Genomic DNA, 15,160 nt, shown 5'->3' with positions numbered 1-15,160 from the left:
GGCTGAAAACTGTCCTTACAATCCCCCCATCGCTCGCCAGTTTCAGGCGGGTGGCCCTCATCAGGAGACTCCGATGTCCGTTGAGCACGCTGCGGTACAACGCGCCGATTTCGACCAGGTAATGGTTCCCAACTACGCGCCTGCCGCTTTCATTCCGGTGCGTGGCGCCGGTTCCCGCGTCTGGGACCAGGCCGGCCGCGAGCTGATCGACTTCGCCGGCGGCATCGCCGTCAACGTATTGGGCCACGCGCATCCGGCGCTGGTCGGTGCGCTGACCGAGCAAGCGAACAAGCTGTGGCACGTCTCCAACGTGTTCACCAACGAGCCGGCCCTGCGTCTGGCGCACAAGCTGATCGACGCCACGTTCGCCGAGCGCGTGTTCTTCTGCAACTCCGGCGCCGAAGCCAACGAGGCCGCCTTCAAGCTGGCCCGTCGCGTGGCGTTCGATCGTTTCGGCAGCGAGAAGTACGAAATCATCGCCGCGCTCAACAGCTTCCACGGCCGGACCCTGTTCACCGTCAACGTCGGTGGCCAGTCGAAGTACTCCGACGGTTTCGGCCCGAAAATCACCGGCATCACCCACGTGCCTTACAACGACCTGGCTGCGCTGAAAGCTGCCGTTTCCGACAAGACCTGTGCGGTCGTGCTGGAACCGATCCAGGGTGAGGGCGGTGTGCTGCCGGCCGAACTGGCTTACCTGCAAGGTGCCCGTGAACTGTGCGACGCGCACAACGCGCTGCTGGTGTTCGACGAAGTGCAAACCGGCATGGGCCGTACCGGCAATCTGTTCGCCTACCAGCATTACGGTGTGACCCCGGACATCCTGACCAGCGCCAAGAGCCTGGGCGGTGGTTTCCCGATCGCTGCAATGCTGACCACCGAGGCGCTGGCCAAGCATCTGGTCGTCGGCACCCACGGCACCACTTACGGCGGCAACCCGCTGGCGTGCGCAGTAGCCGAAGCGGTGATCGACGTGATCAACACCCCTGAGGTGCTGAACGGCGTCAATGCCAAGCACGACAGGTTCAAGACCCGCCTGCAGCAGATTGGCGAGAAGTACGGCCTGTTCACTCAGGTGCGTGGCCTCGGTCTGTTGATCGGTTGCGTGCTGAGCGACGCCTGGAAAGGCAAGGCCAAGGACATCTTCAACGCCGCTGAAAAAGAAGGCCTGATGATTCTGCAGGCTGGCCCGGACGTGATCCGTTTCGCCCCGAGCCTGGTGGTGGAAGACGCCGATATCGATGCTGGTCTGGACCGCTTCGAACGCGCTGCAGCAAAACTGACGCAAGCCTGATAGACCTTTCGACGCCTGAGGATTTCGGGCGTCGATCAAAATTTTAATGCCGGGCTGGATTAAATGTGGGAGCGGGCTTGCTCGCGAAAGCGGTGGGTCAGACAGCGGAAATGTTGACTGATACAGCGCTTACGCGAGCAAGCCCGCTCCCACACTGATCTCTGTTCAAGCAGCGCGAGCCCGGCTATTTCTTCAGTAAATTTTTATAAGAGAAAGGAGTGACACCATGCTGGTGATGCGCCCTGCGCAAATGGCTGATCTGGGCGAGGTACAGCGTCTGGCTGCGGACAGTCCGATTGGTGTCACTTCCTTGCCGGATGACGTGGAACGTCTGAGCGACAAGATCGCCGCGAGCGAAGCCTCGTTTGCCGCCGAAGTGAGCTTCAACGGTGAAGAGAGCTACTTCTTCGTCCTTGAAGACACTGCCACCGGCAAGCTGGTGGGCTGCTCGGCCATCGTCGCCTCGGCCGGCTACTCGGAGCCGTTTTACAGCTTCCGCAACGAGACCTTCGTTCACGCCTCCCGCGAGTTGAAGATTCACAACAAGATCCACGTGCTCTCGCAGTGCCACGACCTGACCGGCAACAGTTTGCTGACCAGTTTCTACGTGCAGCGCGAGCTGGTGGGGTCGCCTTGGGCCGAGCTCAATTCCCGTGGTCGCTTGCTGTTCGTCGCCAGTCACCCGGAGCGTTTCGCTGATTCGGTGGTGACCGAGATCGTCGGCTACAGCGACGAGAACGGCGACTCGCCATTCTGGGATGCGATCGGCCGCAACTTCTTCGACCTCAACTACGCCGAGGCCGAGCGCCTGTGTGGCCTGAAGAGCCGCACGTTTCTCGCCGAACTGATGCCGCATTACCCGATCTACGTGCCGCTGCTGCCGGACTCCGCTCAGGAAGCGATGGGCCAGGTACACCCGCGTGCGCAGATCACCTTCGACATCCTGATGCGCGAAGGCTTCGAGACCGATCACTACATCGATATTTTCGACGGTGGCCCGACCCTGCACGCACGCGTTTCGGGGATCCGTTCGATCGCCCAGAGCCGTGTCGTGCCGGTGAAGATCGGCGAGCCGGTCAAAGGCGCCGGGCGCCAGTACCTGGTGGCCAACGCGCAGTTGCAGGACTACCGCGCGGTGTTGCTGGAACTGGACTACGCGCCGGGTAAACCGGTGACCCTTGATCTGGAAGCAGCCGAAGCCCTGGGCGTCGGTGAAGGTGCCAGCGTGCGCCTGGTGGCGGTTTAACGCCTTAGCGAGTTTCACGGGTGGCGAAGGCGGCCCGTTTGAGGAGATAGCATGATTGTTCGTCCCGTACGCAGCAGCGATTTATCCGCGCTGATCGACCTGGCCCGCAGCACCGGCACCGGCCTGACCACTTTGCCGGCCAACGAAGAACGCCTGACCCATCGGGTCGGCTGGGCCGAGAAGACCTTTCGCGGCGAAGCCGGCCGTGGCGATGCGGACTACCTGTTCGTGCTCGAAGACGACAACGGCCGTGTGGTGGGGATTTCCGCCATCGCCGGTGCCGTCGGTCTGCGTGAGCCGTGGTACAACTTTCGCGTCGGTCTGACCGTCAGCGCCTCGCAGGAGCTGAACATCTATCGCGAGATCCCGACGCTGTTCCTCGCCAACGACCTGACTGGCAACTCCGAGCTGTGCTCGTTGTTCCTGCATGCCGATTACCGCACGGGGCTGAATGGCCGCATGCTGTCCAAGGCGCGCATGCTGTTCATCGCCGAGTTCCCTGAGCTGTTCGGCAACAAGATCATCGCCGAGATGCGCGGCGTGTCCGACGAAGCTGGCCGTTCGCCGTTCTGGGAAAGTCTGGGGCGGCATTTCTTCAAGATGGAATTCAGCCAGGCCGACTACCTGACCGGGGTTGGCAACAAGGCGTTCATCGCCGAACTGATGCCGAAATTCCCGCTGTACACCTGCTTCCTTTCGGAAGACGCGCGCAACGTGATCGGCCAGGTTCACCCGGACACCGAGCCGGCGCTGGCGATGCTCAAGAGCGAAGGTTTCAGCTATCAGGGCTACGTCGACATCTTCGACGCCGGTCCTGCCATTGAATGCGAAACCAGCAAGATCCGTGCGGTGCGTGACAGCGAAGCGCTGGTGCTGGCCATCGGTACGCCGGGCGATGACGCCACGCCGTTCATCATTCATAACCGCAAGCGCGAAGACTGCCGCATCACGGCTGCGCCGGCCCGTCTGGCCGCCGGCACACTGGTGGTCGATCCGCTGACCGCCAAACGTCTTCAACTCAACGCTGGCGATCAAGTGCGCGCCGTGGCGTTGTCTGCTGCTCGGGAGTCGAAATAATGAATTCGCTATACATCGCAGGTGAATGGCTGGCCGGTCAAGGCGAAGCCTTTCAGTCGCTGAACCCGGTAACCCAGCAAGTGCTGTGGTCGGGGGAGGGCGCTACCGCTGCTCAGGTCGAGTCCGCCGTGCAGGCTGCACGTCAGGCATTCCCGGGGTGGGCGCGGCGTTCGCTGGACGAGCGCATCAGCGTCCTTGAAGCCTTCGCCGCTGCGCTGAAAAACCACAGCGACGAACTGGCTCGCACCATCGGTGAGGAAACCGGCAAGCCACTGTGGGAGGCCGCGACCGAAGTCACCAGCATGGTCAACAAGATTGCGATCTCGGTGCAGAGCTACCGCGAACGTACCGGCGAGAAGAGCGGCCCATTGGGCGACGCCACCGCTGTGCTGCGCCACAAGCCACACGGCGTGGTCGCGGTGTTCGGCCCTTACAATTTCCCCGGTCACCTGCCGAACGGGCACATCGTCCCGGCGTTGCTGGCCGGTAACAGCGTGCTGTTCAAGCCAAGCGAACTGACCCCGAAAGTCGCCGAACTGACGGTCAAGTGCTGGATCGAAGCCGGTCTGCCGGCAGGCGTTCTGAACCTGCTGCAAGGCGCTCGCGAAACCGGTATCGCACTGGCGGCGAACCCGGGCATCGACGGCCTGTTCTTCACCGGTTCGAGCCGTACCGGCAATCATCTGCATCAGCAGTTCGCCGGGCGTCCGGACAAGATTCTTGCGTTGGAAATGGGCGGCAACAACCCGCTGGTAGTCGATCAGGTCGCTGATCTGGACGCGGCGGTGTACACGATCATTCAGTCGGCCTTCATCTCCGCCGGCCAACGTTGCACCTGCGCCCGTCGTCTGTTGGTGCCGCAAGGCGCATGGGGCGACAGCCTGCTCAAACGACTGGTTGAAGTCAGTTCGACGATTGAAGTCGGTGCGTTCGATCAGCAGCCGGCACCGTTCATGGGGTCGGTGATTTCCCTCGGCGCGGCGAAAGCGTTGATGGAAGCTCAGGAACATCTGTTGGCCAACGGCGCTGTGTCGTTGCTGGAAATGACTCAGCCGCAAGCGCAATCGGCCTTGCTGACCCCGGGCATTGTCGATGTGACCGCAGTGGCCGAGCGTGCGGACGAAGAATTGTTCGGTCCATTGCTGCAAGTGATCCGCTACGCCGATTTTGCCGCAGCGATCAGTGAGGCCAACGACACGGCTTATGGCCTGGCGGCTGGTTTGCTGTCCGATTCCGAGGCGCGTTATCAGCAATTCTGGCTGGAAAGCCGTGCCGGGATCGTCAACTGGAACAAACAGCTGACCGGTGCTGCGAGCAGCGCGCCGTTCGGCGGTGTCGGGGGGTCGGGCAACCATCGCGCCAGCGCCTACTACGCGGCGGATTACTGCGCGTACCCGGTGGCCTCGCTGGAAACGCCGAGCCTGGTGTTGCCAGCCGCTCTGACCCCAGGCGTGAAAATGGCGTAACGCCCATTCGCGAGCAGGCTCGCTCCCACACTGGAATGCATTTCCCTGTGGGAGCGAGCCTGCTCGCGAAGGCCGCGCCTCGGTCTGACTGAATTGTTACTTGAAGCCTATAACAACAGATTCTCGTGGAGCCTCGCTGATGAAATCCTATGAAGTCAATTTTGACGGTCTAGTGGGGCCGACCCATAACTACGGTGGTCTGTCCTACGGCAACGTTGCGTCCCAGAGCAACAGCCAGCAATCCTCGAACCCGAAGGAAGCGGCGCTGCAAGGCCTGGCGAAAATGAAAGCGCTGATGGACATGGGCTTTCAGCAAGGCGTACTGGCGCCGCAGGAACGTCCGGACGTAGCCGCGTTGCGCCGTCTGGGTTTCAGTGGCACCGACGCGCAAGTGATCGAGCGGGCTGCGAAAGAAGCCTTGCCGTTGTTGGTTGCCAGTTGCTCGGCGTCGAGCATGTGGGTGGCCAACGCCGCCACGGTCAGCCCGAGTGCCGACACCGCTGACGGTCGCGTGCATTTCACCGCCGCCAACCTCAACTGCAAATACCACCGCAGCATCGAGCATCCGACGACCAGTCGCGTGCTCGGCGCGATGTTCGCCAATCAACAGCACTTCGCCCATCACGCCGCATTGCCGGCGGTGGCGCAGTTCGGCGACGAAGGCGCGGCCAACCACACGCGTTTCTGCCGTGAATACGGCGAAGCCGGTGTCGAGTTCTTCGTGTTCGGTCGCAGTGCGTTCGACACCCGTTACCCGGCGCCGCAAAAGTACCCGGCACGCCAGACTCTGGAAGCCTCGCAAGCTGTTGCGCGTCTGCATGGTCTGCGTGACGACGGCGTGGTGTACGCCCAGCAGAATCCGAACGTGATCGATCAGGGCGTGTTCCACAATGACGTGATTGCCGTGGGTAACGGCGAGGCGCTGTTCTATCACGAGGACGCGTTCCTCGACACCGAACAGATGCTGGCAGAGCTGCAAGGCAAGCTCGCCAAGGTTGGCGGCAATTTCCAGTCGATCTGCGTGCCGCGTTCGGCGGTCACCGTGGATGACGCGGTGCGCTCCTACCTGTTCAACAGCCAGTTGCTGTCGCGCCCTGATGGCTCGATGTTGCTGATCGTGCCGCAAGAGTGCCAGGCCAACGAGCGCGTGTGGGCTTACCTGCAAAGCCTGACCAGCTCCGGCGGCCTGATTCGTGAAGTGAAAGTCTTCGACCTCAAGCAGAGCATGCAGAACGGCGGTGGCCCGGCATGCCTGCGACTGCGCGTCGCGCTCAACGAAACCGAGCTGGCGGCAGTCAACCCAGGGGTTATCATGACCGCACCGTTGTACGGTTCATTGACCGCATGGGTTGAAAAGCACTACCGCGACCGCCTGAGCGAAACCGATCTGGCGGACCCGCAATTGCTGCTTGAATGCCGGACGGCACTGGATGAACTGACGCAAATCCTTAAACTGGGCTCGGTTTATCCATTCCAGATCAATTGATGGCCAGCGCGTCGCCTGAACGCGACGCGCGGCTTTTCTCCCTGACAGAGCGTAAAAAAGACATGAGCGATTCCCTGCGGCTGATCCTTGAAGACACCGACGGCAAGCAACTGGAAACTTCCTGCACCCGCGTCGCGGTCATGTGGCAAGGCAAAGAACTGTGGATCCAGCAGGACGGTCGCGGCCAGTTGCTGATCGGCGTGGACGTCGAAGAGGGTGACGAAGAGTACGCCAACCTGCTGCTGCGCCCATTGGCAACTAATCTGGTAAGTCTGCAACTGGAAATGGAACCGGCTGACGTCGGCGACGACGAAGACCACGTGCACGGCCCGGATTGCAACCACGACCACTAAGGAAACCGCTCTATGCTCGCCCTCGGCAAACTGCTTGAACTGACCCTCGCCGGCCGCGAACCGGCGGAGAAGACTCAACTGACTGTCGAAGGCGTGCGCATGCGCTGGTTGAGCGAGGGTGCGCTGGAAGTCCGGCCACCCGAAGCGCGTGACAATGGCCTGGATCTGCTGCTCTCGGCAGGCATCCACGGCAATGAAACAGCGCCGATCGAATTGCTCGATCGACTGCTGCATGACATCGCTCGCGGCGATCTGAAACCGCGTGCACGCATTCTGTTCCTGTTCGGCAACCCGGAGGCGATTCGCAAGGGCGAACGCTTCGTCGAGCAGGACGTCAATCGGCTGTTCAACGGCCGTCATGAACAAACCAGCGGTTCCGAAGCCATACGTGCCTGTGAGCTGGAGCGCCTGGCAGCGAGCTTCTTCAACCTGCCGGATCGTCAGCGTCTGCACTACGACCTGCACACGGCGATTCGCGGCTCGAAGATCGAGCAGTTCGCTTTGTATCCGTGGAAGGAAGGTCGCCAGCATTCGCGCCGCGAACTGGCGCGCTTGCGTGCCGCCGGCATGGAGGCGGTGCTGCTGCAGAACAAACCTTCGATCGTGTTCAGCGCCTACACCTACGACAAGCTGGGGGCCGAGGCCTTCACACTGGAGCTGGGCAAGGCGCGGCCGTTCGGGCAGAACCAAGGGGTAGATGTGTCGCGGCTGGAAACCCGTCTGAAGCAGATCATCGAAGGCACTGAGCCTGATATGGCTGAAGAAGGCCTGGACGGCTTGCAGCTGTTCAGCGTCGCGCGGGAAATCATCAAGCACAGCGATGCCTTCCGCCTGAACCTGCCGCAGGACATCGAGAACTTTTCTGAATTGGATGTGGGTTATCTGCTGGCCGAAGATCTGGCCAATACCCGCTGGGTCATCGAGGAAGAGGGCGCGCGGATCATCTTCCCTAATCCGAAGGTCAAGAACGGCCTGCGCGCCGGCATCCTGATCGTGCCGAGCACTGACGAACACTTATCCTGAGAACGTCTCAGACCCGATGTGGGAGCGGGCTTGCTCGCGAAAGCGGTGTTTCAGTGACGAATCTGTGTACTGATACACGGCTTTCGCGAGCAAGCCCCACATTTGGATTTGAGTGAGGTTTGGGGCCTCACTCGATCCGGATAGGGTCAGACCGCTACAGCCCGTGGCTCACTGCGACGCAGCGCGCGGACCTTGTGCAGCGTATCGGCGCAGGTTCTGGCCGCTTCCTGACCCTTGTGCACAAAGTGCTCGAAGAAGAACTTCTGATGCTCGTCACCGGCATGGAAGTGATGCGGGGTCAGGGATACCGAGAACACCGGCACTTCGGTTTCCAGTTGCACCTGCATCAGGCCACTGACCACTGACTGGGCGACGAACTCGTGACGGTAGATGCCGCCGTCCACGACCAGGGCTGCCGCGACAATACCGGCATAACGACCGGTCTTGGCCAGCAACTTGGCGTGCAGAGGCATTTCAAAGGCGCCGCCGACTTCGAAGATGTCGATGTCCGATTCCTGATAGCCCAAGGCAATCATTTCGGCGACGAAGCCTTTACGGCTCTGGTCGACGATTTCCTTGTGCCAGCAGGCCTGGATGAACGCGACGCGCTCGCCGTGAGGGTGTTTGGATTTGCTGTCGATAGCGGTGGGTTGCATGTTCTGACTCCTGTTTGTGTGAAAAACAGGGCGTTATGAATCGAAAGGGATTCAAGGGTGCGCGCGCGCACAACATCGCGCGGACGGCCCTTTGGCGTTAATCCCGTTCTCTCTTCATCCGGACTATGACCGTCGGCCCCGGAATCACACCGGGTCTGCTGACCTTGCCGCCGTGCACCGCAAATGCCGTGTCGTCGCCAAGCGCTCGCGGGCTATGCGCATTGCGCGCAATTACCGCCGGTGGGGAATTGCACCCCGCCCTGAGAACGTTTTGGCCGCCCTTTCTCGGGCGGCGCAGCGTTTTTATCACATATTTTCAGGGCTTGCACAGAACCTGTGGGAGCGAGCCTGCTCGCGAAAGCAATGTGTCAGTCAGCAGATGTGTCACTGACAAACCGCTTTCGCGAGCAGGCTCGCTCCCATATGGATGTCGCGTTCTCAAGAAGTAACCTGACCTTTTTGCGCTGAAGGGTTGATTAATCGGTGCGAGAACCGCAGTAATTGACCTTCGTAAAGGGATTTCCCCTGCTGACTCTGAGGCCAGGTTCATGAGCGTTATCGATCTTCGCAGCGACACCGTCACCCAACCGACTCCCGCCATGCTCGAGGCGATGACTGCCGCCGCCACCGGTGATGACGTGTACGGCGAAGATCCGACGGTCAATCGTCTGGAAGCGGAACTGGCGAAGCGCCTGGGTTTCGCCGCCGCGCTGTTCGTGCCCACCGGCACCATGAGCAACCTGCTGGGCCTGATGGCCCATTGCGAGCGCGGTGACGAATACATCGTCGGCCAGCAGGCGCATACCTATAAGTACGAGGGCGGTGGTGCGGCGGTGCTCGGTTCAATCCAGCCGCAGCCGCTGGAGTTGCAGGCCGATGGTTCGCTGGATCTGGAGCAGGTGGCCGCAGCGATCAAGCCGGACGACTTCCATTTCGCCCGCACGCGTCTGCTGGCGCTGGAAAACACCATGCAAGGCAAGGTGCTGCCGCTGGAGTATCTGGCCCGGGCGCGTCAGTTCACTCAGGACCGTGGCCTGGCGCTGCACCTGGACGGCGCGCGCCTGTACAACGCGGCGGTCAAGCTGGGCGTGGATGCCCGGGAGATCACCCGGCATTTCGATTCGGTGTCGGTGTGCCTGTCCAAAGGCCTCGGTGCGCCGGTGGGCTCGGTGCTGTGCGGTTCAGCCGAGTTGATCGGCAAGGCTCGTCGTCTGCGCAAGATGGTCGGCGGTGGCATGCGGCAGGCCGGATTGCTGGCGGCGGCGGGGCTGTATGCGCTGGAGCACAACGTAAAGCGCCTGGCGGACGATCACGCCAATGCGCAATTGCTGGCCGAAGGCTTGCGCGAAGCCGGGTTCAGCGTTGAACCGGTGCAGACCAACATGGTTTACGTGCAAATGGGCGACCAGGCCGAAGCACTCAAGACGTTTGCCGCCGAGCGCGGGATCAAGTTGAGCGCTGCTGCGCGTCTGCGCATGGTTACGCACATGGACGTCAATCGCTCGCAAATCGAGCAGGTGATCGCGACATTCGTCGAGTTTTCGCGCAAGTGACAGCGTTAGCCGTCCAATTGACCGTTACTATCGTATAAACACGCTGTACCCCGCGCGAAGGGCCGATATAATGCGGCCCTTTGCCGTCGTTTCGTCTGTTGACGTTTCGTACAGGCCTTTGGCCGCAGCCTCCGTGGAAGAACCTAATGAAAAGCGCAGAAATCCGTGAAGCCTTCCTTCGCTTCTTCGAAGAGCAAGGCCACACCCGTGTAGCCTCCAGCTCTTTGATTCCGGGCAACGACCCAACCCTGCTGTTCACCAACGCGGGGATGAACCAGTTCAAGGACTGCTTCCTGGGCCAGGAAAAGCGCGCGTACACCCGCGCAACCAGCAGCCAGAAGTGCGTGCGTGCCGGTGGCAAGAACAGCGACCTGGAAAACGTCGGTTATACCGCTCGTCACCACACATTCTTCGAAATGCTCGGTAACTTCAGCTTCGGCGACTATTTCAAGCACGATGCGATTACCTTCGCCTGGACCTTCCTGACCGGCGTGTTGAAGCTGCCGAAGGAAAAACTCTGGGTCACCGTGTACGCCTCTGACGACGAAGCGTATGACATCTGGACCCAGCAAATCGGCGTGCCGGTCGAGCGCATGATCCGCATCGGCGACAACAAAGGCGCGCCTTACGCGTCCGACAACTTCTGGACCATGGGTGATACCGGCCCGTGCGGCCCATGCACCGAGATTTTCTACGATCACGGCGACCACATCTGGGGCGGCCCACCGGGTTCGCCGGAAGAAGACGGCGACCGTTACATCGAGATCTGGAACAACGTTTTCATGCAGTTCAACCGCACCGCCGATGGCGTGTTGCATCCGTTGCCAGCGCCGTCGGTCGACACCGGCATGGGCCTGGAGCGGATCAGTGCGGTGATGCAGCACGTCAATTCCAACTATGACATCGACCTGTTCAAGAACCTGCTGAAGGCATCGGCCGAAGCCATCGGTTGCGAAAATGGCGATCAGTCTTCGCTGAAAGTGGTTTCCGACCACATTCGTTCGTGCGGCTTCCTGATCGCCGACGGCGTACTGCCATCCAATGAAGGTCGCGGCTATGTGCTGCGCCGGATCATTCGTCGCGCCTGCCGTCATGGCAACAAACTGGGCGCCACCGGCAGCTTCTTCTACAAGATCGTTGCCGCGCTGGTCGCCGAGATGGGCGAAGCCTTCCCGGAACTGAAGAAGCAGCAGAGCAACATCGAGCGCGTACTCAAGGCCGAAGAAGAGCAGTTCTCCAAGACCCTGGAGCATGGCCTGAAGATTCTCGAGCAGGATCTGCTGGAACTCAAAGGCACCGTGGTGCCTGGCGACGTGGTGTTCAAACTCTACGACACCTACGGTTTCCCGATGGACCTGACCGCTGACATCGCTCGTGAGCGCGGCCTGACTGTCGATGAAGTCGGTTTCGAGCGTGAAATGGAAGCCCAGCGCGTTCGTGCGCGTTCGGCCAGTTCGTTCGGTCTGGACTACAACACCCTGGTCAAGGTGGATGTGGCCACCGAGTTCACCGGTTACACCGACACCAGCGGTTCGGCGAAAATTGTCGCTATCTATAAAGATGGCCAGTCGGTTGACGTCTTGAATGAAGGCGAAGAGGCGGTGATCGTTCTGAACCAGACGCCGTTCTACGCTGAATCCGGCGGCCAGATCGGCGACTGCGGTTTCCTTCAGGCAGGCAGCGCACGTTTCGACGTTCGCGACACCACCAAGACCGGCGGCGCATTCCTGCACCACGGTGTGCTGGACTCGGGCAGCCTGACCATCGGCGCTCCGGTGGAAACCCACGTCGATGCCGACGTGCGTCATGCGACTTCGTTGAACCACTCTGCTACTCACTTGCTGCACGCTGCCCTGCGTCAGGTCCTGGGTGAGCACGTTCAGCAGAAAGGTTCGTTGGTGGACAGCCAGCGTCTGCGATTCGACTTCAGCCACTTTGAAGCGATCAAGCCTGAGCAAATCAAGGCACTGGAAGACATCGTCAACGCCGAGATCCGCAAGAACTCGGCAGTTGAAACCGAAGAAACCGATATCGAGACCGCCAAGCAGAAAGGCGCGATGGCGCTGTTCGGCGAGAAGTACGGTGACAACGTGCGCGTGCTGAGCATGGGTGGCGATTTCTCCGTCGAGCTGTGTGGCGGTATCCACGCCAACCGTACCGGCGACATCGGCCTGCTGAAAATCATCAGCGAAGGCGGTGTGGCATCGGGCGTGCGTCGTATCGAGGCAGTCACCGGTGCTGCGGCACTGGCCTACTTGAACGCCGCTGAAGAACAACTCAAGGAAGCGGCCAGCCTGGTCAAGGGCAGCCGCGACAACCTGATCGACAAGCTGTCGGCAGTGCTGGAGCGCAACCGCGCACTGGAAAAACAGCTCGAGCAGTTGCAAGCCAAGGCTGCCAGCGCCGCGGGCGACGATCTGTCGAACTCGGCAGTGGACGTCAAAGGCGTGAAGGTTCTGGCTGCACGTCTGGAGGGTCAGGACGGCAAGGCGCTGCTGGCGCTGGTCGATCAGCTGAAAAACAAACTCGGCCGCGCAGTGATCCTGCTCGGCAGTGTCCATGAGGAAAAGGTCGTACTGGTTGCAGGTGTAACCAAGGACCTGACTGGCCAACTCAAAGCCGGTGATTTGATGAAACAGGCTGCTGCGGCAGTGGGCGGGAAGGGCGGTGGTCGTCCGGACATGGCGCAGGGCGGCGGTGTCGACGCCGGCGCACTGGATGGCGCACTGGCGCTGACCGTTCCATTCGTCGAGCAGGGTTTATAAGACGGCCCGTCGGGCCCGCAGTCTAGTGGCGGGCCCGGCGGCTGTTCGAGTGATTATTGGGCGCCCTTCATGGGCAGAGGCGGCTTTGAAATGGCTTTGATCGTACAGAAATTTGGAGGCACCTCGGTCGGTACTGTCGAGAGAATCGAGCAGGTCGCCGACAAGGTTAAGAAATTCCGCGATGCCGGCGATGACCTGGTGGTTGTGCTGTCTGCAATGAGCGGCGAAACCAACCGTCTGATCGATCTGGCCAAGCAAATCAGTGGTGACGTGCAGCCGGTTCCGCGTGAACTGGACGTGATCGTTTCCACTGGTGAGCAGGTGACGATTGCCCTGTTGGCCATGGCGCTGATCAAGCGCGGTGTGCCAGCGGTGTCGTATACCGGTAATCAGGTGCGGATCCTGACGGACAGTGCGCACAATAAAGCGCGTATCTTGCAGATTGATGACCAGAAGATTCGCGGTGATCTGAAAGCAGGTCGCGTGGTGGTTGTCGCCGGTTTCCAGGGCGTCGACGAGCACGGCAACATCACCACCCTCGGCCGTGGCGGTTCCGACACCACGGGCGTGGCACTGGCTGCGGCGCTGAAGGCTGATGAGTGCCAGATCTACACCGACGTCGATGGTGTGTACACCACTGACCCGCGTGTGGTGCCGGTCGCTCAGCGTCTGGACAAGATCACCTTCGAAGAGATGCTGGAAATGGCCAGCCTCGGTTCCAAGGTGCTGCAGATCCGTGCGGTGGAATTCGCCGGCAAGTACAACGTTCCGCTGCGCGTACTGCACAGCTTCAAGGAGGGTCCGGGCACCCTCATTACTATTGATGAAGAGGAAACCATGGAACAGCCGATCATCTCCGGCATCGCTTTCAACCGCGATGAAGCCAAGCTGACCATCCGTGGCGTGCCAGACACCCCGGGCGTGGCGTTCAAGATTCTCGGCCCGATCAGTGCCGCGAACATCGAAGTCGACATGATCGTGCAGAACGTTGCGCACGATAACACCACTGACTTCACCTTCACCGTGCACCGCAACGACTACCAGGCCGCACAGACCGTGCTGGAAAACACCGCTCGCGAGATCGGTGCCCGTGAAGTCGTAGGCGATACCAAGATTGCCAAGGTCTCGATCGTCGGCGTCGGCATGCGTTCCCACGCAGGCGTGGCCAGCCGCATGTTCGAATCCCTGGCCAAGGAAAGCATCAACATCCAGATGATCTCGACTTCGGAAATCAAGGTTTCCGTGGTGATCGAAGAGAAGTACCTGGAACTGGCCGTGCGCGCCCTGCACACGGCTTTCGAACTGGACGCTCCCGCCCGTCAGGGCGAATAATCCGGTCACCTGAAGGGCGCGGTCTGACCGCGCCCTTTATTTTTTGAATGGCGCGAGCCCTGAACTGTTCTTTTGCTCGCGCTGGTCAATACTCAGGCATGTAGGGCTACGATCGCTCCGGTTGTAGGTCGGGTGCCTTTTTTTTGCAGACTGTTGTCCCTGAAGAATTGCGTGAGGAGAAAGGTATGCTGATTCTGACTCGTCGGTGCGCAGAAAGCCTGATTATCGGTGATGGCGAAATCACCGTGACCGTGCTCGGCGTTAAAGGAAATCAAGTGCGTATCGGCGTCAACGCCCCGAAAGAGGTTGCCGTGCACCGTGAGGAAATTTACCTGCGTATAAAGAAAGAGAAGGACGAAGAACCAAGCCATTAATTTTTATCGATTTTTATGTTTGCAAACGGGGAAAAGGTTGGTTAAGATACGCCCCGTGTTGCGGAGAGCTGGCCGAGTGGCCGAAGGCGCTCCCCTGCTAAGGGAGTACACCTCAAAAGGGTGTCGGGGGTTCGAATCCCCCGTTCTCCGCCATTATTTGCTTAGTACGTTGTAATCTGGCTTTTTCTGTAAGTTGTTGAATTTATTAGAAAAAGTGGTTGGAATAGAGATTAGACGGGCTATAATGCGGCGCAACAAATGCACTCGTAGCTCAGCTGGATAGAGTACTCGGCTACGAACCGAGCGGTCACAGGTTCGAATCCTGTCGAGTGCACCATTTAAGAGTTGTTTATAGCAATATAAAGAACTCGGCTTCAGCCAGTTGTGGTCTGGTTTAAAAACACAAATGCACTCGTAGCTCAGCTGGATAGAGTACTCGGCTACGAACCGAGCGGTCACAGGTTCGAATCCTGTCGAGTGCACCATTTTAGAGTTGTTTATAGCGATATAAAGAACTTGGCTTCAGCCAGTTGTG

General features: G+C 60.2%; 12 protein-coding genes, 3 tRNA genes and 1 riboswitch. Of the genes, 14 read left to right on the top strand and 1 reads right to left on the bottom strand.

All coding sequences use genetic code 11. From position 1 onward, the window contains the following. Positions 1-73 precede the first annotated feature (73 nt). The 7 genes from AC0J41_RS19140 to astE all read left to right on the top strand — a co-directional run bounded on the left by AC0J41_RS19140 (position 74) and on the right by astE (position 7,945). Positions 74-1,294, top strand: a complete 1,221-nt coding sequence (locus tag AC0J41_RS19140) for an aspartate aminotransferase family protein (protein WP_473013319.1) — start codon at positions 74-76, stop codon at positions 1,292-1,294. 226 nt (positions 1,295-1,520) lie between these two features. Then, positions 1,521-2,540: an arginine/ornithine succinyltransferase subunit alpha gene (gene aruF, locus AC0J41_RS19135; RefSeq protein ID WP_025112905.1), complete on the top strand. Its 1,020-nt coding sequence runs from the start codon at positions 1,521-1,523 to the stop codon at positions 2,538-2,540. A gap of 51 nt (positions 2,541-2,591) precedes the next feature. Next, positions 2,592-3,617 carry an arginine N-succinyltransferase gene (gene astA / locus AC0J41_RS19130; protein WP_025112906.1) on the top strand — a complete coding sequence of 342 codons (1,026 nt, stop codon included), beginning with the start codon at positions 2,592-2,594 and terminating at the stop codon, positions 3,615-3,617. Beyond that, entirely contained in the window at positions 3,614-5,083 is a 1,470-nt protein-coding gene (gene astD, locus AC0J41_RS19125) for a succinylglutamate-semialdehyde dehydrogenase (RefSeq protein ID WP_473016023.1), read from the top strand. The genes astA and astD overlap by 4 nt, the downstream gene beginning before the upstream one ends. Before the next feature lie 139 nt (positions 5,084-5,222). Next, complete coding sequence (astB, locus tag AC0J41_RS19120; protein ID WP_473013318.1) at positions 5,223-6,569, top strand: N-succinylarginine dihydrolase; 1,347 nt, start codon at positions 5,223-5,225, stop codon at positions 6,567-6,569. A gap of 62 nt (positions 6,570-6,631) precedes the next feature. Then, positions 6,632-6,922 (top strand): hypothetical protein, encoded by a 291-nt coding sequence (locus tag AC0J41_RS19115; RefSeq protein ID WP_025112909.1) that lies wholly within the window; start codon positions 6,632-6,634, stop codon positions 6,920-6,922. Positions 6,923-6,934: 12 nt separating this feature from the next. Continuing rightward, a complete protein-coding gene (gene astE / locus AC0J41_RS19110) occupies positions 6,935-7,945 on the top strand; it encodes a succinylglutamate desuccinylase (protein WP_473013317.1) in 1,011 nt (336 codons plus the stop codon). Between the two features lie 146 nt (positions 7,946-8,091). On the opposite strand, the gene AC0J41_RS19105 is transcribed toward astE, so the two are convergent. Further along, positions 8,092-8,601, bottom strand: a complete 510-nt coding sequence (locus AC0J41_RS19105) for a 6,7-dimethyl-8-ribityllumazine synthase (protein ID WP_473013316.1) — start codon at positions 8,599-8,601, stop codon at positions 8,092-8,094. Positions 8,602-8,702: 101 nt separating this feature from the next. Further along, a riboswitch (FMN riboswitch) is annotated at positions 8,703-8,873 on the bottom strand. Positions 8,874-9,149: 276 nt separating this feature from the next. On the opposite strand from AC0J41_RS19105, the gene ltaE reads away from it, so the two are divergent. From ltaE to AC0J41_RS19070, 7 genes are all read left to right on the top strand, one after another. Next, positions 9,150-10,154, top strand: coding sequence for a low-specificity L-threonine aldolase (gene ltaE, locus AC0J41_RS19100; RefSeq protein WP_473013315.1), 1,005 nt, complete (start codon positions 9,150-9,152; stop codon positions 10,152-10,154). Between the two features lie 146 nt (positions 10,155-10,300). Beyond that, positions 10,301-12,919, top strand: coding sequence for an alanine--tRNA ligase (alaS, locus tag AC0J41_RS19095; RefSeq protein WP_473013314.1), 2,619 nt, complete (start codon positions 10,301-10,303; stop codon positions 12,917-12,919). A gap of 90 nt (positions 12,920-13,009) precedes the next feature. Next, positions 13,010-14,251 (top strand): aspartate kinase, encoded by a 1,242-nt coding sequence (locus tag AC0J41_RS19090; RefSeq protein WP_025112914.1) that lies wholly within the window; start codon positions 13,010-13,012, stop codon positions 14,249-14,251. Positions 14,252-14,436: 185 nt separating this feature from the next. Further along, positions 14,437-14,625 (top strand): carbon storage regulator CsrA, encoded by a 189-nt coding sequence (gene csrA / locus AC0J41_RS19085; protein WP_002554426.1) that lies wholly within the window; start codon positions 14,437-14,439, stop codon positions 14,623-14,625. A 62-nt stretch (positions 14,626-14,687) separates the two neighbouring features. Next, a tRNA-Ser gene (locus AC0J41_RS19080) sits at positions 14,688-14,778 on the top strand. A 107-nt stretch (positions 14,779-14,885) separates the two neighbouring features. Continuing rightward, a tRNA-Arg gene (locus AC0J41_RS19075) sits at positions 14,886-14,962 on the top strand. Positions 14,963-15,033: 71 nt separating this feature from the next. After that, a tRNA-Arg gene (locus AC0J41_RS19070) sits at positions 15,034-15,110 on the top strand. Positions 15,111-15,160: the final 50 nt, after the last annotated feature.

It is taken from the genome of Pseudomonas sp. Arb-4-2C, assembly GCF_055755015.1.
This window is presented reverse-complemented; position numbering and strand designations above follow the sequence as displayed.